This window comes from Mycobacterium sp. (assembly GCF_052145595.1).
GTDB lineage: Bacteria > Actinomycetota > Actinomycetes > Mycobacteriales > Mycobacteriaceae > Mycobacterium.
Genome location: NZ_JBKQOI010000161.1, coordinates 14,452 through 41,362, shown reverse-complemented (window position 1 = coordinate 41,362; position 26,911 = coordinate 14,452). Strand labels below are relative to the sequence as shown.

The 26,911-nt window shown below is 66.1% G+C and carries 17 protein-coding genes and 1 pseudogene; 13 read left to right on the top strand and 5 right to left on the bottom strand.

Annotation, left to right across the window (positions count from 1 at the left end; genetic code table 11):
- Window positions 1-50: 50 nt before the first annotated feature.
- Window positions 51-1,131: pseudogene (locus ACLP4W_RS14520) on the bottom strand (PPE family protein); the annotation flags it as partial.
- A gap of 311 nt (window positions 1,132-1,442) precedes the next feature.
- On the bottom strand, window positions 1,443-2,129 hold the full coding sequence (locus ACLP4W_RS14515; RefSeq protein ID WP_442386989.1) for an MBL fold metallo-hydrolase: 687 nt from the start codon (window positions 2,127-2,129) through the stop codon (window positions 1,443-1,445).
- Window positions 2,130-2,249: 120 nt separating this feature from the next.
- Here ACLP4W_RS14515 and uvrA point away from each other — a divergent pair, with 120 nt between their 5' ends.
- A complete protein-coding gene (uvrA, locus tag ACLP4W_RS14510; RefSeq protein ID WP_442386987.1) occupies window positions 2,250-5,162 on the top strand; it encodes an excinuclease ABC subunit UvrA in 2,913 nt (970 codons plus the stop codon).
- A gap of 77 nt (window positions 5,163-5,239) precedes the next feature.
- Here the strand turns inward: uvrA and ACLP4W_RS14505 are convergent, their stop codons facing one another.
- Together ACLP4W_RS14505 and lysX are read right to left on the bottom strand one after the other, a co-directional pair.
- A complete protein-coding gene (locus ACLP4W_RS14505) occupies window positions 5,240-5,479 on the bottom strand; it encodes a hypothetical protein (protein ID WP_442386985.1) in 240 nt (79 codons plus the stop codon).
- Between the two features lie 190 nt (window positions 5,480-5,669).
- The gene (lysX, locus tag ACLP4W_RS14500) at window positions 5,670-8,993 is read right to left on the bottom strand and encodes a bifunctional lysylphosphatidylglycerol synthetase/lysine--tRNA ligase LysX (protein WP_442386983.1); all 3,324 of its coding nucleotides are present in this window, start codon (window positions 8,991-8,993) and stop codon (window positions 5,670-5,672) included.
- Window positions 8,994-9,440: 447 nt separating this feature from the next.
- Between lysX and infC the strand changes: the two genes are divergently transcribed.
- From infC to ACLP4W_RS14480, 4 genes are all read left to right on the top strand, one after another.
- Window positions 9,441-10,049 carry a translation initiation factor IF-3 gene (gene infC / locus ACLP4W_RS14495; protein ID WP_442387013.1) on the top strand — a complete coding sequence of 203 codons (609 nt, stop codon included), beginning with the start codon at window positions 9,441-9,443 and terminating at the stop codon, window positions 10,047-10,049.
- Window positions 10,050-10,088: 39 nt separating this feature from the next.
- Window positions 10,089-10,283 (top strand): 50S ribosomal protein L35, encoded by a 195-nt coding sequence (gene rpmI, locus ACLP4W_RS14490; RefSeq protein WP_442386981.1) that lies wholly within the window; start codon window positions 10,089-10,091, stop codon window positions 10,281-10,283.
- Between the two features lie 91 nt (window positions 10,284-10,374).
- Entirely contained in the window at window positions 10,375-10,770 is a 396-nt protein-coding gene (gene rplT, locus ACLP4W_RS14485; protein ID WP_442386979.1) for a 50S ribosomal protein L20, read from the top strand.
- 8 nt (window positions 10,771-10,778) lie between these two features.
- Window positions 10,779-11,564, top strand: a complete 786-nt coding sequence (locus ACLP4W_RS14480; protein WP_442386977.1) for a TrmH family RNA methyltransferase — start codon at window positions 10,779-10,781, stop codon at window positions 11,562-11,564.
- On the opposite strand, the gene ACLP4W_RS14475 is transcribed toward ACLP4W_RS14480, so the two are convergent.
- Window positions 11,561-12,604, bottom strand: a complete 1,044-nt coding sequence (locus tag ACLP4W_RS14475) for an oxygenase MpaB family protein (RefSeq protein ID WP_442386975.1) — start codon at window positions 12,602-12,604, stop codon at window positions 11,561-11,563. The genes ACLP4W_RS14480 and ACLP4W_RS14475 overlap by 4 nt on opposite strands.
- Before the next feature lie 261 nt (window positions 12,605-12,865).
- On the opposite strand from ACLP4W_RS14475, the gene ACLP4W_RS14470 reads away from it, so the two are divergent.
- The 8 genes from ACLP4W_RS14470 (at window position 12,866) to ACLP4W_RS14435 (ending at window position 26,775) form a co-directional block, all read left to right on the top strand.
- Window positions 12,866-13,636, top strand: a complete 771-nt coding sequence (locus ACLP4W_RS14470; protein ID WP_442386973.1) for a PE family protein — start codon at window positions 12,866-12,868, stop codon at window positions 13,634-13,636.
- 117 nt (window positions 13,637-13,753) lie between these two features.
- Window positions 13,754-14,602 carry an adenylate/guanylate cyclase domain-containing protein gene (locus ACLP4W_RS14465; protein WP_442387011.1) on the top strand — a complete coding sequence of 283 codons (849 nt, stop codon included), beginning with the start codon at window positions 13,754-13,756 and terminating at the stop codon, window positions 14,600-14,602.
- Between the two features lie 15 nt (window positions 14,603-14,617).
- Window positions 14,618-15,439, top strand: coding sequence for a rhomboid-like protein (locus tag ACLP4W_RS14460; RefSeq protein WP_442387009.1), 822 nt, complete (start codon window positions 14,618-14,620; stop codon window positions 15,437-15,439).
- 213 nt (window positions 15,440-15,652) lie between these two features.
- Window positions 15,653-16,696: a phenylalanine--tRNA ligase subunit alpha gene (gene pheS, locus ACLP4W_RS14455; protein WP_442386971.1), complete on the top strand. Its 1,044-nt coding sequence runs from the start codon at window positions 15,653-15,655 to the stop codon at window positions 16,694-16,696.
- Window positions 16,696-19,182 carry a phenylalanine--tRNA ligase subunit beta gene (pheT, locus tag ACLP4W_RS14450; protein WP_442386969.1) on the top strand — a complete coding sequence of 829 codons (2,487 nt, stop codon included), beginning with the start codon at window positions 16,696-16,698 and terminating at the stop codon, window positions 19,180-19,182. The genes pheS and pheT overlap by 1 nt, the downstream gene beginning before the upstream one ends.
- 183 nt (window positions 19,183-19,365) lie before the next feature.
- The gene (locus tag ACLP4W_RS14445; RefSeq protein WP_442386967.1) at window positions 19,366-21,090 is read left to right on the top strand and encodes a PE family protein; all 1,725 of its coding nucleotides are present in this window, start codon (window positions 19,366-19,368) and stop codon (window positions 21,088-21,090) included.
- Window positions 21,091-21,368: 278 nt separating this feature from the next.
- On the top strand, window positions 21,369-22,535 hold the full coding sequence (locus ACLP4W_RS14440) for a PE family protein (protein WP_442386964.1): 1,167 nt from the start codon (window positions 21,369-21,371) through the stop codon (window positions 22,533-22,535).
- A 559-nt stretch (window positions 22,536-23,094) separates the two neighbouring features.
- On the top strand, window positions 23,095-26,775 hold the full coding sequence (locus ACLP4W_RS14435; protein ID WP_442386962.1) for a PE domain-containing protein: 3,681 nt from the start codon (window positions 23,095-23,097) through the stop codon (window positions 26,773-26,775).
- Window positions 26,776-26,911 lie beyond the last annotated feature (136 nt).

Sequence of the window (26,911 nt, the reverse complement as noted above, 5' to 3'; positions counted from 1 at the left end):
CCACCGCCTGCCGCGCCGCCACCGCCTGCCGCGGCGGCCATGAGGCTTCCCGGCAGCATCCCGCCCGCCCCGGGTCCGAGTCCGTCCAGCTCCGCTTCCGGCAAGCCGACCAGCGTGGGTGCCGGCAATGCCGTGGCCGCACGGGTGGTCGCCGGCGCCGCCGAGGCCCAGGTCTGCGGCACCGATAACCCGCCGATGGACGCTGCCCGGCCCGCGCTGGCCAACACCGGGGTACGGCCCAGGCCCGTCGACGTCCCAATGCTGAACAGCCCTGATGCGGCTGGCGCGTCGGCACTCAGGAGGCCCGCCGCGCCCGACGCGCCCAGTCCTGCCCCGGACCAACCAAGGGACGTGGCCGGCAGGGCCCCAGCTATCGGGCCCGTCAGCAACGGGCCGAGGATGAACAAGACCCCACTGGCTACAAACGTCCAGCCACTCGCGAAATTCAGGTAATCCGCTGTTGTTGCTGCGGACGCCCCCGACGCGAGTCCTTGTAGCACGGTGGGCAGCGTGGAGATCAGCTGCGACAGAGCGCTGGCGCTGAACGTGGCCGACGTGCCGGTCGCCTGACCGACGGCGGCGGCCTGGGCGCCCACCCCCGGCCGGGTCGGTGGTCTGCGGCGGTGCGGCGAACGGCGTCAACCTGGACGCGGCCGCCGACCCACTCGCATAGGCATACATCGTCGTCGCATCCTGCGCCCACATCTCGGCGTACTGCGTCTCGGTCGTCGCGATCGCGGCGGTGTTCTGGCCGAGAAGGTTCGTCGCCACCAACGACATCAACAACGTCCGGTTCTCCGCGATCACCATCGGCGGTACCGTCGCCGCGAATGCCGCCTCGTAGGCCAATGCCGCCGCCCTGGCCTGATCAGCGGCCTGCTTAACCTGCTCGGCGGTGGTGCTCATCCACGCCATATAGGGGGCGGCCGCAGACCCCATCGACGCCGACGCCGGACCGAGCCACGGCCCGCGAGTCAGCCCCGACACCACCGACCTATACGAGCCCGCCGCCGAACTCAATTCCGCCCCCAACGCGTCCCAGGCCGCTGCGGCGGCCCACATCGGCGCCGACCCCGCTCCCGTGTACATCCTCCCGGAGTTGATCTCGGGCGCTAGCGCTGCAAAATCCATGTCCGTCGCCGATCACTTAACTGGCCAACCGCTTTCGCGGCTCGCGTGGGTGTGGGTAAATCAACATGCAAGAACCGGCGTCCGTGACCCGCAGGGTGCGGTGTTGGAATCCAACGGCTTAAACCGGTGGAGGACGTCAACGTGGCCTACCGATCAAATGTTGTGCGTGTGCGCGGACCAGAGAATATGACGATGCCGGTCACTCGAGATGCTAGGGCATCGCCATCCTGCCGGCGGGGCCATTAGCCTCGCCGTTTTTCCGCGATCGTGACTACGGGGTCATCGGAGCGCGCCGGACTTTTCGCGCTGCCTCACCAGCGTCGTTCGCGCCACTCCTCGAGATGCGGACGCTCGACACCCAACGTGGTGTCGTCGCCGTGGCCGGGGTAGACAACGGTCTCATCGCCGAACCGGTCGAACACCCTCGACTTCACGTCTTGGAAGAGGGAGTCGAACTCTGCCGGCTTTGTTGTCCGCCCAAGACCGCCCGGGAACAGGCAGTCGCCGGTGAACAACTGCGTGACTCCGCCGGTGGCGGGACCGTCGAGGGCCAGCGCAATCGATCCGGGAGTGTGTCCGCGCAGGTGGATGACGTCGAAGCTGAGCTCGCCGACTTGTACGGTGTCGCCGCCCGCCAGCAAACGGTCCGGTTTGACCGGCAGTGGTCCGGCGTCGATCTCATTGGCGGCGGTGGGCGCGCCGGTGGCTGCGGCCACGGCTTCCAGGGCCTGCCAGTGATCGAAGTGCTGATGGCTGGTCACGATCAGCGACACCTTCGGGGCGTGGCGCCGGATCAGGTCGATGAGGACATCGGCGTCGTTGGCGGCGTCGATCAGCAGAGTTTCTCCGGTGGCCGAACAGGTCACGAGGTAGGCGTTGTTGTCCACCGGGCCCACCGACGTCTTGACGATCGTGGCGCCGGGTAGGGTGCGGCGGGCTGCGGTACCAGGGTCGACGTGTCCGGTGTAGTGGTCGCTGGGCTCGTACGGGACAGTCATACGGGTCACGTTACTGGTCCCCGGTTGCGTGTCGGTACGGGCACATAGCATGGAATGCGCCGTGCGCGATAACTGCTTTAGGCAAGCGAGAGTTGCCGGATAGTTTCTGAGAGGGGCAGCGTGGCTGACCGCCTGATCGTCAAAGGCGCCCGTGAGCACAACCTGCGCGGCGTCGACCTCGACCTGCCGCGCGACTCGTTGATCGTGTTCACCGGGCTGTCCGGGTCGGGCAAGTCGTCGCTGGCGTTCGACACCATCTTCGCCGAGGGACAGCGTCGTTACGTGGAGTCGCTGTCGGCCTACGCCCGCCAATTCCTGGGGCAGATGGACAAGCCGGACGTCGACTTCATCGAAGGTCTCTCGCCGGCGGTGTCGATCGACCAGAAATCGACCAACCGCAACCCGCGATCGACCGTCGGGACGATCACCGAGGTCTACGACTACCTGCGGCTGCTCTACGCGCGCGCGGGCACACCGCACTGCCCGATCTGCGGCGAGCGGATCGCCCGCCAGACCCCGCAGCAAATAGTCGACCAGGTGCTGGCGATGCCGGAGGGCATCCGGTTCCAGGTGCTGGCGCCGGTGGTGCGCACCCGCAAGGGCGAGTTCGCCGACCTGTTCGACAAGCTCAACGCCCAGGGCTACAGCCGGGTACGGGTCGACGGCGTGGTGCATCCGCTGACCGACCCGCCCAAGCTGAAGAAGCAGGAAAAGCACGACATCGAGGTGGTCGTGGATCGCCTCACCGTCAAGGCCACCGCCAAGCAGCGGCTCACCGATTCGGTGGAGACCGCGCTGAACCTGGCCGACGGCATCGTGGTGCTGGAGTTCCCCGACGATCGGGCCCATGAGCACGACCGTCCACGCGAGCAACGGTTCTCCGAGAAGCTGGCCTGCCCCAACGGACATGCGCTGGCGGTTGACGACCTGGAGCCGCGGTCGTTCTCGTTCAACTCGCCCTACGGAGCCTGCCCCGAGTGCGTCGGCCTGGGCATCCGCAAGGAAGTCGACCCCGACCTCGTGGTGCCCGACCCGGATCGCACGCTGGCCGAGGGTGCGGTGGCGCCGTGGTCGACGGGTCACACCGCGGAGTACTTCATCCGAATGATGGCCGGGCTCGGTGACGCGCTGGGATTCGATGTCGACACGCCATGGCGCAAGCTGCCGCCCAAGGCCCGCAAGGCGATTCTCGAGGGATCCGATCAGCAGGTGCACGTGCGGTACCGCAACCGGTACGGCCGCACCCGGTCGTACTACGCCGACTTCGAAGGCGTGCTGGCGTTCCTGCAGCGCAAGATGGCGCAGACCGAATCCGAGCAGATGAAGGAACGCTACGAGGGCTTCATGCGTGACGTGCCCTGCCCGGTGTGTGAGGGCACCCGGCTCAAGCCGGAGATTCTGGCGGTGACGCTGGCCGCGGGGGAGCGCGGCGCGAAGTCCATCGCCGAAGTGTGTGAGCTGTCGATTTCGGACTGCTCGGATTTTCTGAACGCGCTCACCATGGGTGCGCGGGAGCAGGCGATCGCCGGACAGGTGCTCAAGGAAATCCAGTCGCGGCTGGGCTTTTTGCTCGATGTCGGGCTGGATTATTTGTCGCTTTCCCGCGCCGCGGCCACGCTGTCCGGCGGTGAGGCCCAACGCATCCGGCTGGCCACCCAGATCGGGTCCGGCTTGGTGGGTGTGCTCTACGTGCTCGACGAGCCGTCCATCGGGCTGCACCAGCGCGACAACCGTCGCCTCATCGAAACCCTCACCCGGTTAAGGGATTTGGGGAACACGCTGATCGTTGTGGAGCACGACGAGGACACCATCGAGCACGCCGACTGGATCGTCGACATCGGCCCGGGCGCCGGCGAGCACGGTGGTCAGATCGTGCACAGCGGAACTTACAGCGCGCTGCTGGCTAATCAGGACTCGATCACCGGCGCCTACCTGTCGGGCAGGGAGAGCATCGAGACCCCCGCGATCAGGCGCCCCGTCGACCGACGGCGTCAGCTCACTGTCGTCGGGGCGCGCGAACACAACCTGCGCGGGATCGACGTTTCTTTCCCGCTCGGCGTGCTGACCGCGGTGACCGGTGTGTCCGGCTCCGGTAAGTCGACTCTGGTCAACGACATCCTGGCCGCGGTTTTGGCCAACCGGCTCAACGGCGCTCGGCAAGTCCCGGGTCGCCATACCCGGGTCACCGGGCTGGACCACCTGGACAAGCTGGTGCGGGTCGACCAATCGCCGATCGGCCGCACGCCGCGATCCAACCCGGCCACCTACACCGGGGTGTTCGACAAGATCCGCACCCTGTTCGCTGCCACCACCGAGGCCAAAGTCCGTGGGTATCAACCCGGCCGATTCTCGTTCAACGTCAAGGGCGGTCGCTGCGAGGCGTGCACGGGTGACGGCACCATCAAGATCGAGATGAACTTCCTGCCCGACGTATATGTGCCGTGCGAGGTCTGCCATGGCGCTCGCTACAACCGCGAAACCCTCGAAGTGCACTATAAGGGCAAGACCATCTCCGAAGTGCTGGACATGTCGATCGAGGAAGCTGCGGAGTTCTTCGAGCCGATCACCGGCATTCACCGCTATCTGCGCACGCTGGTCGACGTCGGGCTGGGCTACGTGCGGCTCGGCCAGCCCGCGCCGACGCTGTCCGGCGGCGAGGCACAGCGCGTCAAGCTGGCCGCAGAACTGCAGAAGCGCTCCACCGGGCGGACCATCTACATCCTCGACGAACCCACCACCGGCCTGCATTTCGACGACATTCGCAAGCTGCTGGACGTCATCAGTGGCCTAGTCGACAAAGGCAACACGGTCATCGTCATCGAACACAACCTGGACGTGATCAAGACATCGGACTGGATCGTCGACATGGGGCCGGAGGGTGGCGCCGAGGGCGGAACCGTTGTCGCACAAGGCACTCCAGAGGACGTTGCCGCGGTGCCGGAAAGCTACACCGGGAAATTCCTCGCCGAGGTGGTCGGCGGCTCGGCGGCCGGCGCGCCGCCGCGCGCCAAGCGGCGACGAGTCAGCGCCTGAGCTGCTGTCCTCGCGACACTGAAACGTTGGCGAAGACGCGCCGGGCAAGTTCGCCGTGGTGCAAGTTTCGCTGCCCCTCAACCCTCTTCGGAGCGCATCGACTCGCGGATCTGCGCCAAGCGCTCGGCCGCCGAACGCTGACGCTCTTCGTACTGCTCCTCGACGGAGCGGCCCTCCGCGGTCTCGGCGTCGAGTTCTGACGCACCCTGTGCCGTCGTGTACCGGGTTTCGATTTTCTCGCGGACGGATTCGAAGGTGGGCACACCGGCGCTGTCGTACCCGGGGTCGGGTTGGGTGTTTCCTGGTTCGTCGGGCATGCCGCAACGCTACTGCGCCAGCGTGTCTCCCAGTACACCAGCGTGAGCGCCATCTGCACCGCGGTCGGGACCGCCGCCGGTATCAGCGCGTCCACGCGCTCCACGCACTGCAGTGCCGGGCGAATATCGCACGCCGAACGCGCGCAAGGGAAAGCACTGGCGGCACCACCTCAACCCGCCTGGCCTTCGGTTAATGCGGCTTGGCGAGCGGGAATGGCAGTGTCTCGCGGATGCTGCGGCCAGTTATGAGCATGACGAGCCGATCGATGCCCATGCCGAGCCCGCCCGTGGGCGGCATCGCATATTCCATGGCTTGCAGGAAGTCTTCGTCGAGCTCCATCGCCTCGGGGTCTCCGCCGGCGGCCAACAGCGACTGTTCCTGTAGACGGCGCCGCTGCTCGACCGGATCGGTGAGCTCGCTATAAGCCGTCCCCAGCTCGACGCCCCACGCCACCAGGTCCCACCGCTCGGCGACGCCGCGTTGACTGCGGTGCGGCCGGGTCAGCGGCGACACGGAGAGCGGAAAGTCGATGTAGAAGGTCGGTTGCTCGGTGTGGTCCTCAACCAGGTGCTCGTACAGCTCGAGCACCACCGCGCCGGCATCCCAATGCGGTCGATACGCGATGCGTGCGGCGTTGGACAGTTTGCGCAGAGCGCCCAGGGAGGTGTCGGGGTTGATGTGTTCCCCAAGCGCTTCGGAGACAGCGTCGTACACGGTCTTCACTGGCCAGACACCGGAGATATCGACCGGTTCGAGGCGGCCGTCGGCATCGGTGCGGGGCCGCAACAAGATCTGCTCGCCGTGGGCGGCCTCGGCGGCGTTTTGGATCAGCTCACGGCTGCCGTCGATCCACACCTTGTAGTCGGCATGCGCCTGGTAGGCCTCCAGCAAGGTGAACTCCGGGTTGTGGCTGAAGTCGACACCCTCATTTCGGAAGGCCCGGCCCAATTCGAACACCCGCTCCACGCCGCCGACGCACAACCGCTTCAGGTAGAGCTCCGGCGCGATGCGCAAAAACAGGTCCATGTCATAGGTATTGATGTGAGTGACGAATGGCCGGGCGGTGGCGCCGCCGTGGATCTGCTGCAAGATCGGGGTCTCGACCTCGATGAAGCCCTTCGCGAACAGCGTTTCCCTGACCGACCGCAACACGTTGCTGCGCGCCTTGATCAGCTCACGCGACTCGGGATTGACCGCCAGGTCGACGTAGCGGGTCCGCACTCGCTGCTCGGGGTCGGTCAGCCCCTTCCACTTGTTCGGCAATGGCCGCAAGCACTTACCCGTCATCCGCCAGTCGCGCACTATCAATGAGCGGGTTCCGCGCTTGCTGAAGCCCATGTGCCCGGTCATCTCAACCAGATCGCCGAGATCAATGGCCGCGGTGAAATCGGCGATGCGGCCGTGCTCCAGGCGTGAATTGTCCAGCAGCACTTGCATTTCGGCCGACCAGTCTCGCAACTGGGCAAACAGCACGCCACCAAAGTCGCGGATCCGCAGTATCCGGCCGGCCACCGAAACGGGTTCCTGGTCGTCTGCGTCCAGCGCCTGGGCGATGGTGTGGCTGGGCGGAGAGCCCACCGGGTAGGCGTCAATACCACTGCGCCGCAGGGATTTCAGCTTGGTCAGGCGCACCCGCACCTGCTCGGGAAGGCGGGACTGCGGTTCCTCCGCCTCGGCGGCGGCTCCTTGTTGCAGTCCGCTCACGTCGGGCGCCGACCCGTCGTGGTGCAGCAGTCCGGACTCCGCAAGCCTTTGTGGCACCGCCGGGTGGTGGCCGGTATGCACCTTGTCGCGCCGGCTGAACGGCAAGACGAGGAAACCTTCCGCGATCACCGAGGCGACGCCGACACGGGGAATCAACCGGGCGTCCTCGTAGCAGGCGTAGCGCGGAACCCATTCGGGTTGGTATTTCATGTTCGAGCGGTAGAGCGTCTCGAGCTGCCACCACCGCGAGAAGAACAGCAGCAGTCCCCGCCACAACCGTGCGATCGGACCCGCGCCGAGTTGGGCGCCCTGCTCGAAGGCGGACCGGAACATCGCAAAGTTGAGTGAAATGCGAATGATGCTAAGGGCTTCAGCGTTGAGGGCCAGCTCGCTCACCATGAGTTCGATCGTCCCGTTGGGGGACTGCGGTGACCGGCGCATCAAGTCGAGGGAGACCCCGGTATTCCCCCACGGGACCAGTGACAGCATCGCAACCACTTGGCCGTCGCGGTCGATCGCTTCTACCAGCAGGCAGTCTCCGTCAGCCGGATCACCGAGCCGGCCCAGTGCCATCGAAAAGCCGCGCTCGCTTTGCGTGTCGCGCCAGGCATCGGCGCGCGAAATGGTGGCGGCCATTTCCTCGGCGGAGATGTCGCGGTGCCGCCGGATGCGCACGGTCAGCCCGGCTCTGCGGGCTCGTGTCACCGCCTGGCGTACCCCGCGCATGTCCGGACCGGACAGCTTGAAATCGGCCGTTCGCAGAATTGCTTCGTCACCCAGCTCCAGGGCGTTGAGGCCGGCCTCACGATATGCCTGCGCCCCTTGCGAACTGGCGCCCATCACACCGGGCGCCCAGCCGTAGGTTTGGCACAACCCCAACCACGCGTCGATAGCCTGGGGCCAGGCCCGTGGGTCGCCCACCGGGTCACCGCTGGCCAGGCAGACGCCAACTTCGACCCGGTAGGTGATGGCGGCGCGGGCGCTGTGCGCGAAAACCACCGACTTGTCGCGACGGGTGGCGAAGTAGCCCAAGGAGTCGTTCTTCCCGTACAGCTCGAGCAGCCCGCGGATCGCGGACTCGTCCTCACCGGTCAGCGCGTTGTCGGCGCGCTGGGACTGGAACAGCACGATCGCCGCCGCTATCAGCGCGAGCGCGCCGAACAACCCGAAGATCGCGTTGAGCAAGACATGCGGCCGGCCGGTGAACGCCTCGGGATCGACGATGGAGAACCCGACCACCCGGTTGACCACGTACCAAAAGCGGGAATCCGGCGCCAGGGTGCCGGGGAACATCTCGACCAGACCCCAGGACGCCAGGATTCCGATCACGTCCCCGACGACCAGCACCGCGGCCGCTTTGAACAGCGCGCCCTTGCGGACCTTGGCCCAGAACTCCCGATAGGCCAAGACCAGCAGGACGACCGCGACGATGTGTACGGCGAACCCGAGGTTCTCTCCGAAGTTCTCGGCTGCGGTGTTGTCGCCCGCGGCGATATCGGCGGCGTTCAACCCGGCGGCCAGGACCATGTTGCCGAGCAGCAGCAGCCAGGCAACGCGTTTGCGCGCGGTCAAAGCCGCGGCCAGCAACGCCAGTACGAACGACCACGCGATGCTGGTGTCGGGGAAGTTGAACAGGTAGTTGTTGATGAATTCCCGTGGGGCCTTGATCAACCACCGGATCAGCGGTGACACGCTGGCGAGCAGTGACAGGGTGGCGATGACACCGACTAACCAGCCGGCCGCCGCCGGTACCCAGCGGTACCGGGAGCTCGTCCGGCTCGGCACGGAACGGGGAGTTGCGAGTGTCACAGACCGCGAGGATATTCCCTCAACCCGTGAAATTCCTGGCGAAGCGCCAAGAGTCAGGACGAGCAAATATCCAGGTTTGTCGGACTGGGGTAACGCAAGCCAAACGCCCGCCTGGCCGCAGAAGTGCAGGGAGACACCTCATGGCTGCTAAACTACTGACTGCGACCATCCCCGCGAAGTCCGGGGACAGTTAAGTGGAGTCCCACTCCCACCGCTGGCCGAGATTCTTATCCAAGGCTCAGCGGTCCGGTTACAGGCATTGTGTATGCCTGTTCCGCGGGTAGCGCGGGCGGCTCGAGTAGTTGTGGGCCGCGATCGGTCGGCATAGGGCCCTGCTTGTGCAGGGCTTTTTTGCTGATGGTGTGGTGTTTCCACCGCTGATTCCGGATGGGCCCGGAGACTGGCCGCGACTGCAGGACGACCCAGAAACCCAACAAGGGAGGCCCCATCAGCACTGAGACCCGCGTCAACGAGCGCATCCGCGTACCTGAAGTCCGATTGATTGGCCCCGGGGGAGAGCAGGTAGGCATAGTGCGCATCGAAGACGCACTGCGCGTCGCCGCGGACGCCGATCTCGACCTTGTCGAAGTTGCCCCGAACGCCAGACCGCCGGTCTGCAAAATCATGGACTACGGCAAGTTCAAATACGAGGCGGCGCAAAAGGCGCGCGAATCCCGCCGAAACCAGCAGCAGACCGTGGTCAAAGAACAAAAGCTGCGACCAAAGATCGACGATCACGATTACGAGACCAAGAAGGGCCACGTAATCCGCTTCCTGGAGGCGGGATCGAAGGTGAAGGTCACCATCATGTTTCGCGGACGTGAGCAGTCGCGGCCCGAGCTAGGTTATCGATTGCTCCAGCGCCTGGGCGCCGACGTCGCCGAATACGGATTCGTCGAAACGTCCGCCAAGCAGGACGGCCGCAACATGACGATGGTGCTGGCACCGCATCGCGGCGCGAAGACTCGCGCCAGGGCGCGGCACCCCGAAGGACCGGGGTCCGGCCCGGCACACGATGCCGATGCAGCCGGCGACACCGAGCCTTCACCGAACTGACCTGACAGCGAGAACAGAACTAACAGAACTAGGGGAAACATGCCAAAGACCAAAACCCACAGCGGGGCGTCAAAGCGGTTCCGGCGCACGGGGACCGGGAAGATCGTCCGCGAGAAAGCCAATCGCCGGCATCTGCTCGAGCACAAGCCCTCCAAACGAACCCGGCGGCTCGACGGCCGCACGACGGTTTCAGCCAACGACACCAAGCGGGTCAACTCGCTGCTGAACGGCTGACCGCTATTCGACCGAGTGCCGGACCATCCAAACCCAAGGAGCCGGCCCCAACCTGACCATTTACGTCTGAAAAACGAGAGTAGGAACATCCATGGCACGCGTGAAGCGGGCAGTCAACGCCCACAAGAAGAGGCGCAGCGTCCTGAAGGCCTCGAAGGGCTATCGCGGCCAGCGGTCCCGGCTCTATCGCAAAGCCAAAGAGCAGCAGCTGCATTCACTGAACTACGCCTACCGCGACCGTCGTGCGCGCAAGGGTGAGTTCCGCAAGTTGTGGATCTCGCGGATCAACGCGGCCGCCCGCGCCAACGACATCACCTACAACCGACTGATCCAGGGCCTGAAGGCCGCGGGTGTCGAGGTGGACCGCAAGAACCTCGCCGACATCGCGATCACCGATCCGGCGGCGTTCACCGCGCTCGTCGACGTCGCCCGGGCGGCACTGCCCGAAGACGTCAACGCCCCCTCGGGTTCTGGAGAGGCTGCCTAGCCAGGGCCGTGCTCAGCGAACGCTCAGCCCGGGTGGCGGCGGCCGTCAAATTGCATCGTCACGTCGGCCGTCGGCGGGCGGGCCGATTCCTCGCCGAAGGCCCCAACCTGGTCGAGGCCGCGTCGGCACGTGGGCTGGTCCGGGACGTATTCGTCACCGAATCCGCGGCGCAGCGGCATCGGTCGCTGCTGGCCGGGCAGCAGGCTCCGGTCAATCTGGTAACCGAGCGGGCGGCAAAAGCGCTGTCCGACACGGTCACTCCGGCGGGGTTGGTAGCGGTTTGCGAAATGCCGACGATCCAGCTAGAGGATGTGCTGGCGCGCTCGCCGCGGCTCGTTGCGGTCGCTGTCGAGATCAGTGAGCCCGGCAATGCGGGCACGGTGATTCGCGTCGCCGACGCCATGGGCGCGGGGGCGGTGATCCTGGGTGGGCATAGCGTCGATCCGTACAACGGCAAGTGTCTGCGCGCGTCGGCCGGCAGCATTTTCTCGATTCCGGTCGTCGCCGCGCCCGACGCCCGCGCCGCCGTCATCGCGCTGCGTGCCGCCGGGCTGCAGGTGCTGGCCACCACGGTGGATGGGAAGACGCGCCTTGACGAGGCGGACCTCGGTGCGCCGACGGCCTGGTTGTTCGGGCCCGAATCGCACGGCTTATCGGCTGAGATCGCGGAAGCGGCAGACCACCGGGTGCGCATCCCGATGTCCGGTGGCGCCGAGAGCCTGAATGTGGCCGCCGCCGCGGCGATCTGCCTGTACGAGAGCGCGCAGGCTCTCGGGGTGCTGAAGCGTTCTTAAGCGGCGTTCTTGCCGCGGCCCCTCGCCGGGCGCAGACCGGTAATCGAGAGCGTGGTGTGCACCAGCGATCCCGCGCGCTCCATCAGGAACTTGGCGGGGTCGAGAGGGGAACCCCGGGGTGGGAAGTAGTGCATCGGCAGCCCGCGGCGGTCACGCGGCGGCGCCATGAACGCCGGCGCCTCGATCAACGGCGCGTCGCCGGGAGTCCGCCCTGCGGCGCGGCGGTAGGCGGCCAGCGCGCGCGGGTGCAGTCGGATTTCGTCGGGCACCGCCAGGAAAGCCAGCTCGACGAGCTTGCCGAACACCCGCAGCAATATCTCGTCGCCCGGTGTCCAGCGCATACCCGCCTTCTCCCGAACGGCCGGTTCGAACAGTCCCGCCGCGATCCAGCGCTGACCGGCCACCAGCGGCTTGAACAATTGGTCCCAGATCGGCGTCGGCATGAGAATGAACTTCGGCTTGGGGATCCGCATGTTGAAGATGTCCAGGGTCGCCTGGTTGATCTCGAGCTCCTCTCGGCCAACGCGTTCCCAGTACTCCTGGAATTCCCCCCACGAATTGGGCACCGGCCGCATGCTCATCCCGTACATCCGGTACCACTGCACGTGCTCGTCGAACAGCTGTCGCTTTTCGGACTCGGTCAAGCCTCCGCAGAAGTACTCGGCCACCTTGACAACCAGCATGAAGAACGTGGCATGCGCCCAGTAGAAGGTCTCCGGATTCAGCGCGTGATAGCGACGCCCCTCGGCGTCGACACCTTTGATGGTGCGGTGGTAGCCCTTGATCTGCCGGCCGGTCTGGGCCGCCCGGTCACCGTCGTAGACCACGCCCATGATCGGGTAGACCGACCGCGCCACCCGCTGCAACGGTTCGCGCAGCAGGATCGAATGCTCCTCGACACCCGCGCCGAGTTCCGGATACATGTTCTGGATCGCGCCGATCCACACGCCCATCATCCCGGTGCGGAGGTCACCGAAATACTTCCAAGTGAGCGAGTTGGGTCCGAGCGGATCGGCGGATGTTGTTGAACTGGCAGTCATCTCGGCCTCCATGCGCCTAACTGCGCTCACGATAACTTTGACAACGCGCGTTGTCTACGATTTCGCGAAATGGCGCGCGGCAGTGTTACCGAGTCTCCACGGCGCCGCCGCAACTGCGTGATCAGCGTGTTTACCGAGAACGTCGGTAAAAAAGTCTGAGATCGATTCCGGGGCGGAATCGATCGCTGGTTGTTACGATTTGCCGGTCGCCAGATGTGTCGGCGTTTTGTATCGCGGACTGTTCGAGGGGGGGAGGACATTATGTCGTTGCTGAGCATCACGCCGGACATCGTGGCGGCGGCGAGTGGGAATTTGCAGAACTTGGGCTCTGCGCTGCGTAGCGCGAATGCGGCGGCGGTGAGCCAAACGACTGCGGTCGTGGCCCCCGCCGCCGATGAGGTGTCGGCGGCGATCACGGGACTTTTTGGTACGCACGCTCAAGAATTCCAGGCCCTCAGTGCCAAGGCGGCGACATTTCATGACGAGTTTACGAACTTGTTGAATGGTGGCGCCGCTCAGTATCTGAGCGCCGAAGTTACTAATGCTCAGGAAACGTTGGCGAATGCGGTGAACGGGCCGGCCGAGGCGTTGCTGGGCCATCCGCTGATTGGAACCGGGGGGGCTGCCGCCGCCAATCCGGCTGTGACGGTCACTCCCACTCCCGGCAGCCTTGGTGGTATTAACTACGCGTTGGGACCCTTTGGGTTCTTGGCGAACTTCAACCAAGTCTCCTTTACCGGCGGCGGGTTCGCGCTAACCGGAAATGTGGCCGTAAACCTAAACACCTTGTTTGGTTCCGCGACGTTGGTGGGGGGAAACGCGACCGTGGGCATCTTGTCCGACGGAACTTTCGTGGGGAACATCCTGGAAACCACTCCGATTGGTTTCGTCACGGTCGACGCGCTCGGGAATTTTGCAACCGGAAGCCCCATACCCACCTATCTGGCGTACAACTTCAACGGTTTGCAGCTCGCATGGCCAGGAAGCACCGTGCCCTTTGTTCCCAATGTGAGCTACAACCCCACCCCTTAACATCCAGGCTCGGCCGCGACCGGGGCTGCCGCGCCCGTCCACACCGCCTACCCTTGCCACGTGGACGTTGGACAACGCGATTCGGAGTCCGGCGAATCCGAAGAGACGCTCACTGCGCTGGCGTCGCGCGACCAACGGAGGCGGTCGCCCGCCCGGTGGCTGCACACCACGAATCACAGCCCTGATGTGATCGCGTTCGTCCGCCGCGCGCGGCGGATGCTGCCCGGCGACCCGGAGTTCGGCGACCCGCTGTCCACCGCGGGCGAGGGTGGTCCCCGCGCCGCGGCGCGAGCCGCCGACCGGCTGCTGGGGGATCGCGATGCGGCATCGCGCGAAGTCAGCCTCGGTGTGCTGCAGGTGTGGCAGGCGCTGACCGAAGCGGTTTCCCGACGGCCGGCAAACCCGGAGGTGACGCTGGTCTTCACCGACCTGGTCGGCTTCTCTGCGTGGTCGCTGCAAGCCGGTGACGAGGCCGCGCTCGCCCTGCTGCGACAGGTGGCGCGAGCCGTCGAGCCGCCGCTGCTCGACGCCGGCGGGCACATCGTCAAACGCATGGGCGACGGAATCATGGCGGTGTTCCGTAATCCGACGGTCGCCGTGCGGGCGGTGCTGGCCGCCACGGAGGCGCTGCGATCGGTCGAGGTCGCGGGCTACAGACCGCGGATGCGAGTCGGGATCCACACCGGCCGGCCGCAGCGGATGGCGGCGGACTGGCTCGGTGTCGACGTCAACGTCGCCGCTCGCGTCATGGAACGCGCCACCAAAGGCGGAATCATGGTGTCGAGCGCGACGTTGGACCTGATACCCCAGGGCGAACTCGACGCGTTAGGAGTCGTCGCCAAACGGGTACGCAAGCCCGTGTTCGCCCACAAAACCGCTGGTATTCCCGCCGACCTGGGGATATACCGGCTCAAGAGTGTTAGAGAGCTAACAACCTCCAGTGACACAGCCGAAACAATTCCGTAGCCATAATGGATGTCAATGATTGGGGGCATCCTTTCCCGGCTCGCACGGGTCCAGTTCACGGTGGGCTACGTGGCGGTCCTGCTCGCCATCAGCTGCGCGATCCTGGTGCTCGGACCGCACGCGCATGACGTCATCGTCGAACGCGCCAGCACCAACCTGCACAACCTGGCCCACGGACACCTGGGAACCCTGTTGGGCAGCGCGCTGGTCGTCGACGCCGGTCCGCTCTACTTCTGGCTGCCGTTCCTGACCTGCCTGCTCGCGCTCGCGGAGTTGCATTTGCGCACCGTCCGCCTGGTAGTGGCGTTTGTCGCCGGCCATATCGGCGCGACGCTGGTGGTGGCCGCCGCCCTTGCCGCCGCGGTCGAGTTCGGCTGGCTGCCGGGGTCGGTCACCCGGGCCAGCGACGTCGGCATGAGCTACGGCGCCCTCGCGGTGCTCGGAGCGATGACGGCGGTGATTCCCTCGCGCTGGCGGGCGGCCTGGGTCGGCTGGTGGGTGTCGGCGGGCCTTGCTGCGGCGATCATCGGCGGCGATTTCACCGATGCGGGTCACACCGTCGCCGTGGTCGTGGGCGTGCTGGTCTCTTCCCGGTTCCGGCAGCCGATCCACTGGACGCCGGTCCGGCGTCTGATGCTGGCGGCGTCCTCGGGGTTCGGCTTCCTCATGCTGGCCCACCACTGGGAGACGATGGCCGCCGCGCCGGTGTTCGGTGTCCTCGGCGCGTTGGTGGCTTACAAGATCGGTCAACTGGTCACAGCGCGCCGTTCGTTGTCGGCTTTGCCGCTGGCGGATGCCGACACGCTGACCGGTCCGCAGCCGGTCCTGGCCGGCTAACCATCTCGCCGGGCAACTGCGCAAGCGCGCGCCCAGCGGCATACACCGAATCCCTTATGATCGGCACTCGACCCGTGCCGCGCGCGAGCCCCCTCGCCCGCTCGGCGACGATGCGGTCCGCTGATCGGACCGAGCAGGAGCCGGGCAATCGAACCCCGTTCGGCGACGACGCGGGCAACCGAACAGGCTCGTCAGCAAGGAGAGTGTCGCCGCGTGGGTGATCAACCCGTCGACCTGTCGCCGGAAGCCCTGGCGAAGGCGGTCAACGCCGCCCGGGAGGCGATCGCACTCGCCGACGATCTCGACGCGCTGGCACGCATCAAGACCGAGCAACTCGGTGACCGTTCGCCGTTGGCGCTGGCGCGACAAGCGCTGGGCACCGTCCCCAAGGATGAGCGCGCCGATGCCGGCAAGCGGGTCAACACCGCACGCGGCGAGGCCCAACGCAGCTACGACGAACGGCTGGCCGCGCTGCGCGCCGAGCGCGACGCGGCGGTGCTCGTCGCCGAAGGCATCGACGTCACACTGCCGTCGACTCGGCAGCCGCCCGGCGCCCGGCACCCGATCACGATATTGGCCGAGCACATCGCCGACACCTTCATCGCGATGGGCTGGGAGTTGGCGGAGGGACCGGAGGTCGAAACCGAGCAGTTCAACTTCGATGCTCTCAACTTCCCCGCCGATCACCCGGCGCGCAGCGAGCAGGACACCTTTTACATAGCGCCGGAGGATTCCCGGCAGCTGCTGCGCACCCATACCTCACCGGTCCAGGTGCGCACCCTGCTGGCGCACGAGCTGCCCGTCTACATCATCTCGATCGGCCGCACGTTTCGTACCGACGAGCTCGACGCCACCCACACGCCCGTCTTCCACCAGGTCGAAGGCTTGGCGGTGGACCGCGGCCTGTCCATGGCACACCTGCGAGGAACGCTGGACGCGTTCGCGCGCGCCGAGTTCGGCCCCTCCGCGCGCACCCGGATCCGGCCACACTTCTTCCCGTTCACCGAACCGTCCGCCGAGGTCGACGTCTGGTTTGCCAACAAGAAGGGCGGCGCCGACTGGGTAGAGTGGGGCGGCTGCGGAATGGTGCATCCAAACGTGTTGCAGGCCGCGGGAATTGACCCCGAAGTTTACTCGGGCTTCGCATTCGGCATGGGTCTGGAACGCACGCTGCAGTTCCGCAACGGGATTCCCGACATGCGCGACATGGTCGAGGGCGATGTCCGGTTCTCGTTGCCGTTCGGGGTAGGTGCCTGATGCGCATTCCATACAGCTGGCTGCGCGAAGTCGTGGCGGCCGGCGCCCCGGGCTGGGATGTCGCCCCCGGCGATCTCGAGCAGACGCTGGTGCGCATCGGCCACGAGGTCGAAGAGGTCGTCACCCTCGGCCCGGTCGACGGCCCGCTGACCGTGGGGCGCGTCGCCGCCATCGAAGAGCTCACCGAATTCAAAAAACCGATCCGGGCCTGCCTGGTGGATGTCGGCGGGGATCGGCAGCGCGAGATCATCTGTGGCGCAACAAACTTCGTGGTCGGCGATCTGGTTGTAGTGGCGCTACCCGGCGCCACGCTGCCTGGCGGCTTCGCGATCACGGCCCGCAAGACCTACGGCCGCGATTCCGACGGGATGATCTGCTCGGCGGCCGAACTCGGTTTGGGTGCAGACCATTCCGGGATCCTGGTGCTACCGCCCGGAACCGCCGCACCGGGAGCCGACGGCGCCGGCGTGCTGGGGCTAGACGACGTGATCTTCAACTTGGCAATCACCCCCGACCGTGGCTACTGCATGTCGGTGCGTGGCGTGGCCCGCGAGATCGCATGCGCCTACGACCTGGACTTCGTCGACCCGGCCGAGGTAAAGCCGTTGCCGGTTGAAGGAGAGGCCTGGCCGCTGACGGTGCAGGCCGAGACGGGCGTTCGCCGGTTCGCGCTGCGCCCGGTGACCGGGATTGACCCCGCTGCCGTATCGCCGTGGTGGCTGCAGCGTCGGTTGCTGCTAGCCGGCATCCGCGCGACCTCTCCGGCGGTCGATGTCACCAACTACGTGATGCTGGAACTGGGCCACCCGATGCACGCCCACGACCGCAATCGCATCACCGGTGGCTTCGCCGTGCGGTTTGCCAAGCCCGGCGAGACCGTCGTCACCCTGGATGACATTGAGCGTCGGCTCGATCCGGGTGACGTCCTCATCGTCGATGACGTGGCGACCGCGGCGATCGGCGGCGTGATGGGTGCGGCAAGCACCGAGGTGCGCGCGGATTCAACCGACGTGCTGCTGGAGGCAGCGGTGTGGGACCCGGCCGCGGTTTCGCGCACCCAGCGCAGGCTGCACCTGCCCAGCGAGGCCGCCCGCCGCTATGAGCGTGCGGTGGACCCGGCCATTTCGGTGGCCGCGCTGGACCGGTGTGCCGCCCTGCTCGCCGACATCGCCGGGGGAGCGGTGTCTCCGGCGCTGACCGACTGGCGAGGCGATCCGCCGCGCGACAACTGGTCGCTGCCACGGATCCGGATCGTCACCGACCTGCCGGACCGCGTGGCCGGAGTGGCGTATGCGCAAGGTACGACCGCCAGGCGGCTGACCCAAATCGGCGCGGCGGTGGCCGAGAACGACGACATCCTGATCGTGACGCCGCCGAGTTGGCGACCCGATCTCTTGCAGCCCGCCGACCTCGTCGAGGAGGTGCTGCGGCTGGAGGGGCTGGAAGCCATCCCTTCGGTGCTGCCATCGGCCCCGGCGGGCCGGGGGCTCACGCCGGTGCAGAAGCGTCGCCGGGCGATCGGCAAGTCGCTGGCCCAGTCCGGTTACGTCGAGGTTCTGCCGACCCCGTTTTTGCCCGCCGGGGTGTTCGACCTGTGGGGACTGCCGGCCGACGACCCGCGACGCACGACGACGCACGTGCTCAATCCGCTGGAAGCCGACCGCCCTCAGCTGGCCACCACGCTGCTGCCCGCATTGCTGGAAGCGTTGGGGCGCAACGTATCCCGCGGTCTGGTCGATGCGGCACTGTTCGCTTTGGCGCAGGTGGTCCAGCCGACGGAAGAGACTCGCGGCGTCGAGCCCATCCCCGTCCACCGCCGGCCGACCGATACCGAGATCGCCATGCTCGACGCGTCCTTGCCCCGGCAACCGCAGCACGTCGCCGCGGTATTGACCGGCCTGCGCGAGCCACGAGGGTCCTGGGGCCCCGGCCGCCGAGTTGAAGCCCCCGACGCGTTCGAGGCGGTCCGAATTGTCGCGCGCGCCAGTGGAATAGACGTGACTCTGCGGGCGGCCCAATACCTGCCGTGGCATCCGGGTCGGTGTGCCGGGGTGCTCGTCGGGGAAACGACCGTCGGTCACGCGGGTCAGCTGCATCCAGCCGTGATCGAGCGCTCCGGCCTGCCCAAAGGCACCTGCGCGATGGAGTTGAATCTCGACGCGATCCCCATCGTCGGCGCGTTGCCGGCGCCCCGGGTATCGCCATTTCCGGCGGTGTTTCAGGACGTCAGCCTCGTGGTGTCCACGCAGGTACCCGCGCAGGCGGTGGCGGACGCCGTTCGCGAGGGGGCGGGCGAACTGCTGGAAGACCTGCAGCTGTTCGATGTGTTCACCGGCCCGCAGATCGGCGAGGATCGCAAATCGCTGACGTTCGCACTGCGTTTCCGCGCGCCGGATCGCACGCTGACCGAAGACGACGCCAGTGCGGCTCGCGATGCAGCGGTGCGACGCGCCGCCGAGACGGTCGGCGCCGTTTTACGCACCTAGCGTGGTTCTGGCTACGCGTTTCGGTGGGCTGGGCTTCAACGTGCGCGGGACCGGACAAAGGCCGTGAAAACGCCGGTGGTCTTTTCCTCCGGTTCACCCACGCGGATGGATGGAATGTGATTACGCTCACATTGCCGCGATGACCATCGGGCAATCGTCGTACCAGGTCGGTGGGAGTTCCATATGTCGTTTGTGGTCGCGGCCCCCGAGCAGGTGCAGGCAGCAGCGCATGATTTGGCAGGCATCCGGTCGATGCTCGCCGAGGCCTCTTCAACCGTTGCATTCCCGACGACCGCGGTGGTTCCAGCGGCCGCGGATGAGGTATCGGCCGCGATCGCGACACTGTTCGGCGACTTCGGCCAGCGATATCAACTCCTGAGCGCCCAAGCGCAGGCGTTCCACACGGAGTTCGTCGACTTGTTGAACGCCGGCGCGGGCGCCTATCTCAGCACGGAGATCGCCAACGCCGAACAGAATTTGCTGAATGCCGTCAATGGGCCCGTCCAGGGACTGCTCGGGATGTCGGGTGGCGGGGCCGCCGCGCAGCCGGCCGCCCTCCCGATCCTCGGCGGTCTGGGCGGCGGCACGCCTATAGGCCAAAGCCTCGGGGGCGTGGTGACCGCGCTTCAGAACGGCAACGCCGTCTCGCTCCTGTCGGGCCAGATTGGGACCGGCTTGCAAACCCTGTCCCGGGACATCACCGGTCTGACGGGGCTTGGGAGTGCCCTGGCACCCGGGCTGTTGCAGACCGGCGCGAGCACCACCGTCCTTGCAGATATTGCCGGCCCGTATCAAACGCTTTTCGCAAATACCGCCACCAATTTGCAAGTCTTCGGCGACGCCTGGCTCGCGAACCCGTTGCCTTTCCTGCATCAGTTCATAACTAACCAGATCGGCTACGCGCAGACGCTCGCCGCGGGCGTCGAATATGTAATCCAGAACCTCCCTGCCGTGTTGGCGAATTTGCCGGCGAACATCCAGGCGGCCATCCAGGCGCTCTTGGCCTTCGACCCGGCGCCCTACATACAGCAGTTCATCAACAACCAGATCGCCTACGCCCAGCTGATCGGCATGTCGCTGCAGAACGCGGCTCAGTCCTTCGGCACCGGACTGCAGGCTTTGCCGGCGGCCTTCCAGTCCGCCTTCCAGGCCCTGCAGACGGGCAATATCGGCGGCGCGGTGAGTGACGTCGCACAGGGTGTCCTCAACCTGTTCGTCACCGGTGCCGATGTCACCACTACCGGGTCTATCACTGTGCCGCCTGGGATTGTCGCCACCGTCACCCCCGCGGGCACTCTGGGAGACCTGTTACCCATCCTCACCGTCCCGGGAATGATCGCCCAGAACTTCACCAACCTGCTGCCGCCCGGTTCGATCCCGGCGCAGATCTCGCAGAACTTCACCAACGTGCTCGACACGGTCACGGACACATCTCTCGGCGCACCGGCGTTACTGACGATCAGGCTTATTCCTCCCTCCGCCGCCCTCTCCGTCGACGTCAACGCCGGGCTGCCGGTGGCGCTCGTCCTTGACACGCTGGGGGCGCCGGTCAACGCGCTAAACGCCACGTCCGCCACCGCGTCGCAATTCGTTGGCCAGTTGCAAACTGGGAACCTGCCCGGCGCGATTGGCACACTTATCGATAGCCCGGCCGTCGTCACCGACGCCTTCCTCAATGGCCAATCGACGCTGCCCATAAATTTCGACATCAGCGGCAACCCCACTACTATCAATCTTCCTTTGAATGGAATTCTTGTTCCTCAAACCGGGTACACCGCATCGATCACCCTAACTTCCCCCCCGATTGGAACGATTACTGTCGGTGTCGGAGGCACCCCCCTCAGCGGCCTCGCTACCGGTCTGCTGGTCTACGCGCCCCAGCAACTTGCGTTGGCAATAACCCCATAGCAGCCAGTAAGGGACATGGCGTCGAGGGGCGCCGGTGTCCCAAACGTCGAGACTATGAGTCGTCGAATTGCCCATTAATTCGACTTTCGGTATCCGCAGAGTTGATCCACCAGGGCAACGGCAATCCTTTGCATCGGTTCGGTTTGAAGTGCGTCCTGTTTTGGGCCGATTAATATCCGAAAACGCTGAATTCCTCCCCGCGCGGATCACATCTCATTACGCTTATTCCTGCGTCGGCGATCATCGGGCGGTCGCCTAACTGAGCCAAGGGGACGGACATGTCGTTCGTGATCGCAGCGCCGGAGATGGTGACGACGGCGGCCCAAAATTTGGCAGGTATCCGTTCAATGCTGGCCGAATCAAGTGCGGCCGCCGCGGCTCCCACGACGGGGGTGGTTGCTGCGGCCGCCGATGAAGTCTCGGCGGGAGTCGCGTCGCTATTCGGCGCCTTCGGTCAGGAATATCAGGTCCTTAGTGCCCAAGCGTCGGCGTTTCATGATCAGTTCGTCAATTTGTTGAACGCGGGCGCCGCTGCCTATCTCAGCACCGAAGTTGCCAACGCGGAGCAGGCTGTCGCCAATGCGGTGAACGCGCCCGTCCAAGCACTGCTGGGACAGTCGTCAATTGGAACCGGCGCCGCGGTGGCTGCCGGCGAGAGCGCGGGCTCGGCCGCTACATCCGCGGTCAGCGGCGCGTCCAGCGCCATCCGCGCTGCCGCCACGTCCGGCTTGACCAGCGCCGCCTTTAGCGGCAACATCCTTGCGCCTTACCGCAGTCTCGCCACGAACACGCTCGGCAACCTGCAAGGCATCAGCACTACCTGGGATTACGTCACGACGCCGGCCCTGCTCCAGGCTCTTACCAGCCCGGCCGGCTACCCGCAGCTGATCCTCGGCTCGCTCGCGAATGGAAACGTGCAGCCGATCCTGGCCATACCCGCAAACATCGCGCAGAGCTACGCAAACTTCGTCGGGGAGCTAGCCGTCCCGTTTTCGCTATCAATAACGTCTATCAGCCCGCCGAACGCAACAGTGGCGCTCGGATTTGGGCTGCCGCAGCTTCTGGCCTTTGATGCTTTGGGGGCGCCGTACAACGCAAGCATCGCCGCTACGGCAAGTGGCACAGCATTTTTCAACGCTATGCAGACCGGCGACCCGCTGGGTGCGCTCGCCACGGCCGTCGACGCGCCCGCCAACATCGCCAACGCCTTCCTCAACGGCGAACAGATGTTAGCGCTGACGGTGCCGCTGGGGGGACTGTCATTGACGGCCGATATTCCCCTTGGCGGGCTTCTCGTTCCCCTCCAACCCTTTACGACGACGGTGACCCTGCCTGGCAATCCAGTGATACAGACAGTCACAATCGACGGCCCGCCCGTCGGCGGCCTTGTTCCCGCCCTGCTGAACTACGCGCCGGAACTGCTTGCGTCGACATTCGGAGGCTAGTCTTCCACGAACAGCCACCGGATTTTGCCGATCCCGGGAACCTCGGTGGGGCGGTCACCGCTCTCCTTCCTGGTGAACTACGAACCCGAACAGCTCGCATAGCAATCGACGCACCGACGTCGCCGCCGCCACTGATATCGATACCGGTGCTGACCTTCTAGCCCGGGCGGTCGCTCTTCCAGGCGGTCCACGAAAAGCATTGTTAGGCAAGTATTTCGGATGCTGGATGGCGCATTCGTTGACTGGCCGCCGCGGGGTGGCTCACCAAACCGCCAGTGTGGCGCTGGCGAAAACGTTCTTGCTGCAACGAATCTGCTTCGCAAACTGAAAATCATTGTTTTCAGTCACTGAGGTTCCTCGCGCCGGCTCGCCGCGCGAACAGGCGACGGTGGCACATCTCGGCGCCCTACCGTCGCGTGGAGGGTACGCAGACGCGCCGAACATTTCTGAAAACGGCTATTTTCGGAATCGCTTGTGCGGCGCGCTATTACGCTCAGTTTGTCTCGGGGATTCGGGGGCATAGTCGCATACGTCGTTCATTTGTCGTGGGGAGATGAACATGTCTTTTGTAATCGCGGTTCCGGATTTGGTCGAGGTGGCAGCCCAAGATCTGGCAGGTATTCGCTCGTCGCTGGACGAGGTCACTGAGGCGATAGTCGCCCCGACGACTAGCTTGGTGCCTGCCGCCCAGGATGAGGTGTCGGCCGCTATCGCGAAGCTGTTCGGCGCCTTCGGTCAGGAATATCAAGCCCTCAACGCCGAAGTGGCGACGTTCCACAACGCGTTCGTCAACGCGATGACCAGCGGTGCGGCCGCGTATCTCGACGCCGAGATTGCCAACGGCGCTGCGCTGCTCTCCGGGGGTGGCTCTCTGACCGCAGACCTGGGCGCCGGGCTTTCCGGGCTCGGCGCCGCCCTGTCCGGGGGTTTGAGCGGTGGGCTCTCGGCCAGCATCGGCGGTTCGCTGGGCACGCTCTTGGGTGCTGGGCTCGGCGGCCTCGCCCTGCAGACCGGCGGCGCCCTCCTGTCGGGTGTTGGTGCCGGTCTCGTCCAGACCGGTAACGCCATCGTCACCGTCGGGACGGCCCTGGAGAATAGTGGTGCCCTCTTGTCGAGTGTTGGCGCCCAGCTGGTTGGCCAAGCCGGTGGTGCTCTGTCGACACTTTTGAACGGTTCCCTGTTTCTTCAGCTCGGTGCGGACATCTCGTTGGCGTTGGGTGGCAACCTGGCCGGGCTCGGTAACCTGGCGGCGGCCCTTAGCGGTGGACTATCCGGTCTGGTGCAGACCGGCGGAACGTTGGTGGGCCACCTGGCGGCCGGCGTTGGTACCGCGTTGAACGGTTTGGTGCAGACCGGTGAGGCCGTGGCGGCCAACTTGGCGGCGGGCCTGGGCAACTTGGGTGGCTTTGGGAGCCTGGCGGTCCAGTTGGGTACGGACATCTCGTTGGCGCTGGGTGGCAACCTGGCCGGGCTGGGGACCTTGGCGGCTGTCCTGAGTGGTGGCCTGGGTGGTTTGATCACCGAGGGTGAGCATGTGGCGGCGGGGTTGGCCAACACGCTCGGTGCAGGGTTGAACGGTTTGGTGCAGACCGGTGAGAGCCTGGCCGCGAGTTTGGCTGCGGGCCTGGGTAATTTGGGTGCCTTCGGCAGCCTGGCGGCGCAGTTGGGTCTGGACATTTCGTTGGCGCTGGGTGGCAACCTGGCCGGGCTGGGGAACTTGGCCGCGGCGCTAAGCGGCGGGCTGGGTGGGTTGATCCAGACCGGCGCGTCCCTGGCGGGCAACCTGGCGGCCGGCTTTGGCACCGCGCTGAACGGCCTGGTGCAGACGGGCGAGAACCTGGCCGCGAGTTTGGTCGCGAGCCTGGGCAACCTGGGTGGCTTCGGCAGCCTGGCGGTCCAACTGGGACTCGCATTGAACGGCGGGTTGACGGATTTGCTGCGGACTGGTGAAGGCCTAGCGGCTGCTTTTAGCGGTGGCCTCTCAGGTCTGGTCAACACCGGCGAGGTGGTGGCCACCGGCCTGGCCAACACCTTCGGTGCCGGGCTGAACGGTCTGGTGCAGACCGGTGAGACGTTTGTCGCCAACGTTGCCGCGAGCCTGGGCAACTTGGGTGCCTTTGGCAGCCTGGCGGCGCAGATCGGTGCGGACATTTCGTTGGCGTTGGGTGGCAACGTGGCCGGGCTGGGCAACCTGGCCGTGGCGCTGAGCGGTGGCCTGGGTGGTCTGATCCAGACCGGGGAGACCCTGGCCGGCAGCCTGGCGGCCGGCTTTGGTGCCACGCTGAACGGTTTGGTGCAGACCGGTGAGAGTCTGGCCGCCAACTTGGCGGCGGCCCTGGGCAACCTGGGTGGCTTCGGCAGCCTCGCAGCGCAGTTGGGTCTGGACATTTCGTTGGCGTTGGGTGGCAACCTGGCCGGGTTGGGCAACTTGGCCGCGGCGCTGAGCGGTGGGTTGGGTGGTCTGATCACCACCGGTGAGAATGTGGCCGCTGGGTTGGCCAACACGCTCGGCGCCGGGCTCGGCGGCCTTGTGCAAACCGGTGAGAGTCTGGCCGCCAACCTGGCTGCGGGCCTGGGCAATCTGGGCGGCTTCGGCAACCTCGCCCTGCAAATCGGCGCGGACATCTCCGCCACCTTCGGCGGCGGCCTGAACGGTTTGGTTCAAACCGGCGAGGCCTTGGCGGCGGTCCTCGGTGGTGGGCTGGGTGGTCTGATCAACACCGGTGGAACCCTGGCCGTCAACCTGGCCAACGCCCTCGGTACCGCGCTGAGCGGGTTGGTGCAGACAGGTGAGAGCGTAGCGGTCGGCCTGGCGGCGGTACTCGGCAATCTGGGTGGCTTTGGCAGCCTGGCGGCGCAGCTGGGTCTGGACATTTCGTTGGCGTTGGGTGGCAACCTGGCTGGGCTGGGCAATCTGGCGGCGGCCCTGAGTGGTGGCCTCGGTGGTTTGATCACCGCCGGTGAGAATGTGGCTGCCGGCTTGGCTAATACCTTGGGTGCTGGGTTGACCGGTTTGGTGCAGACCGGTGAGAGCCTTGCGGCTGGCTTGGTGGCGGGCCTGGGCGACCTGGGTGCGTTCGGCAGCCTGGCGGTGCAGCTGGGTACGGACATCTCGTTGGCGTTGGGCGGCAACTTGGCCGGGCTGGGCAATCTGGCCGCGGCGCTGAGCGGTGGCCTGGGTGGTCTGATTCAGACCGGGGAGAGCCTGGCTGGCAGCCTGGCGGCCGGCTTCGGCGCCACGCTGAACGGCCTGGTGCAGACCGGTGAGAACCTGGCCGGCAGCTTGGCTGCGACGCTGGGCAATCTGGGTGCCTTCGGCAGCCTGGCGGTCCAGTTGGGTACCGACATCTCATTGGCGCTGGGTGGCAACCTGGCCGGGCTGGGCAACCTGGCGGCAGCCCTTAGCGGTGGCCTGGGTGGCTTGATCACCACCGGGGAGAATCTGGCTGCCGGGTTGTTCAACACCTTCGGTGCCGGGCTCGGCGGCCTTGTGCAAACCGGTGAGAGCCTGGCCGCCAACCTGGTGGCGGGCCTGGGCAACCTCGGCGGTTTCGCCAACCTGGCCGTCCAACTCGGCGCCGCGCTGCAGGCCAGCTTCAGTGGCGGCCTGAGCGGCCTCCTGCAGGCGGGCGAAACCCTGGCCGCCGGCTTGAGCGGCGGGCTGGGTGGTCTGATCCAGACTGGCGCGACCCTGGCCGGCGGCCTGGCCAGCACCTTTGGTGCAGGCCTGTCCGGTCTGATCCAAACCGGCGAGAGCCTGGCCGCTAGCTTGGCGGCCGCACTGTCCAGTGCCAACCTGATGCTGTCGATCGATTTGGCACTGTCGGCTAGCCTCGGTGCGGCGCTGAACGGCCTGGCACAGACGGGTACAGCCCTGGCAGCCGGCCTCAGTGGGGGCCTGGTTGGCCTGATCAACGCCGGTGTCGGTTTGGCGGGCGGCCTGGGTGGCGCATTGACGGATCTGGCGCAAACCGGGGACGCCTTAGCGAACATTTGGGTAAATGCCACGGATGCGGTGGCTAACCAGATCGGCGGTGCACTGGCGGCGAGCGTCGGTGTTGCGTTCCCGGGCCTGCTCCAGACCGGTGAGGCGTTGACACTGGGCCTCGAAGGTGCCGCCGACGGGCTTGCCCAGACCGGTGGCGCACTCGTGACATCGTTGGAAGGCGCCTTGTCCGACCTTGAGCTCTCACTCCAGGCCGCCCTGAATGCGAGCCTGGGGATCGGTATCGCCGCCTAGGGGGGTGGTGCCCAGGAGACCCGTGTAGGTGCTCGGCTCTTCCGAAGCGGAGCCTCGACCGACACGGCCTCCTGGGCACCTGCGGCACCACACCCAACTGAAGAATGGATTTGCAAACCACTGCATAACCATGCAG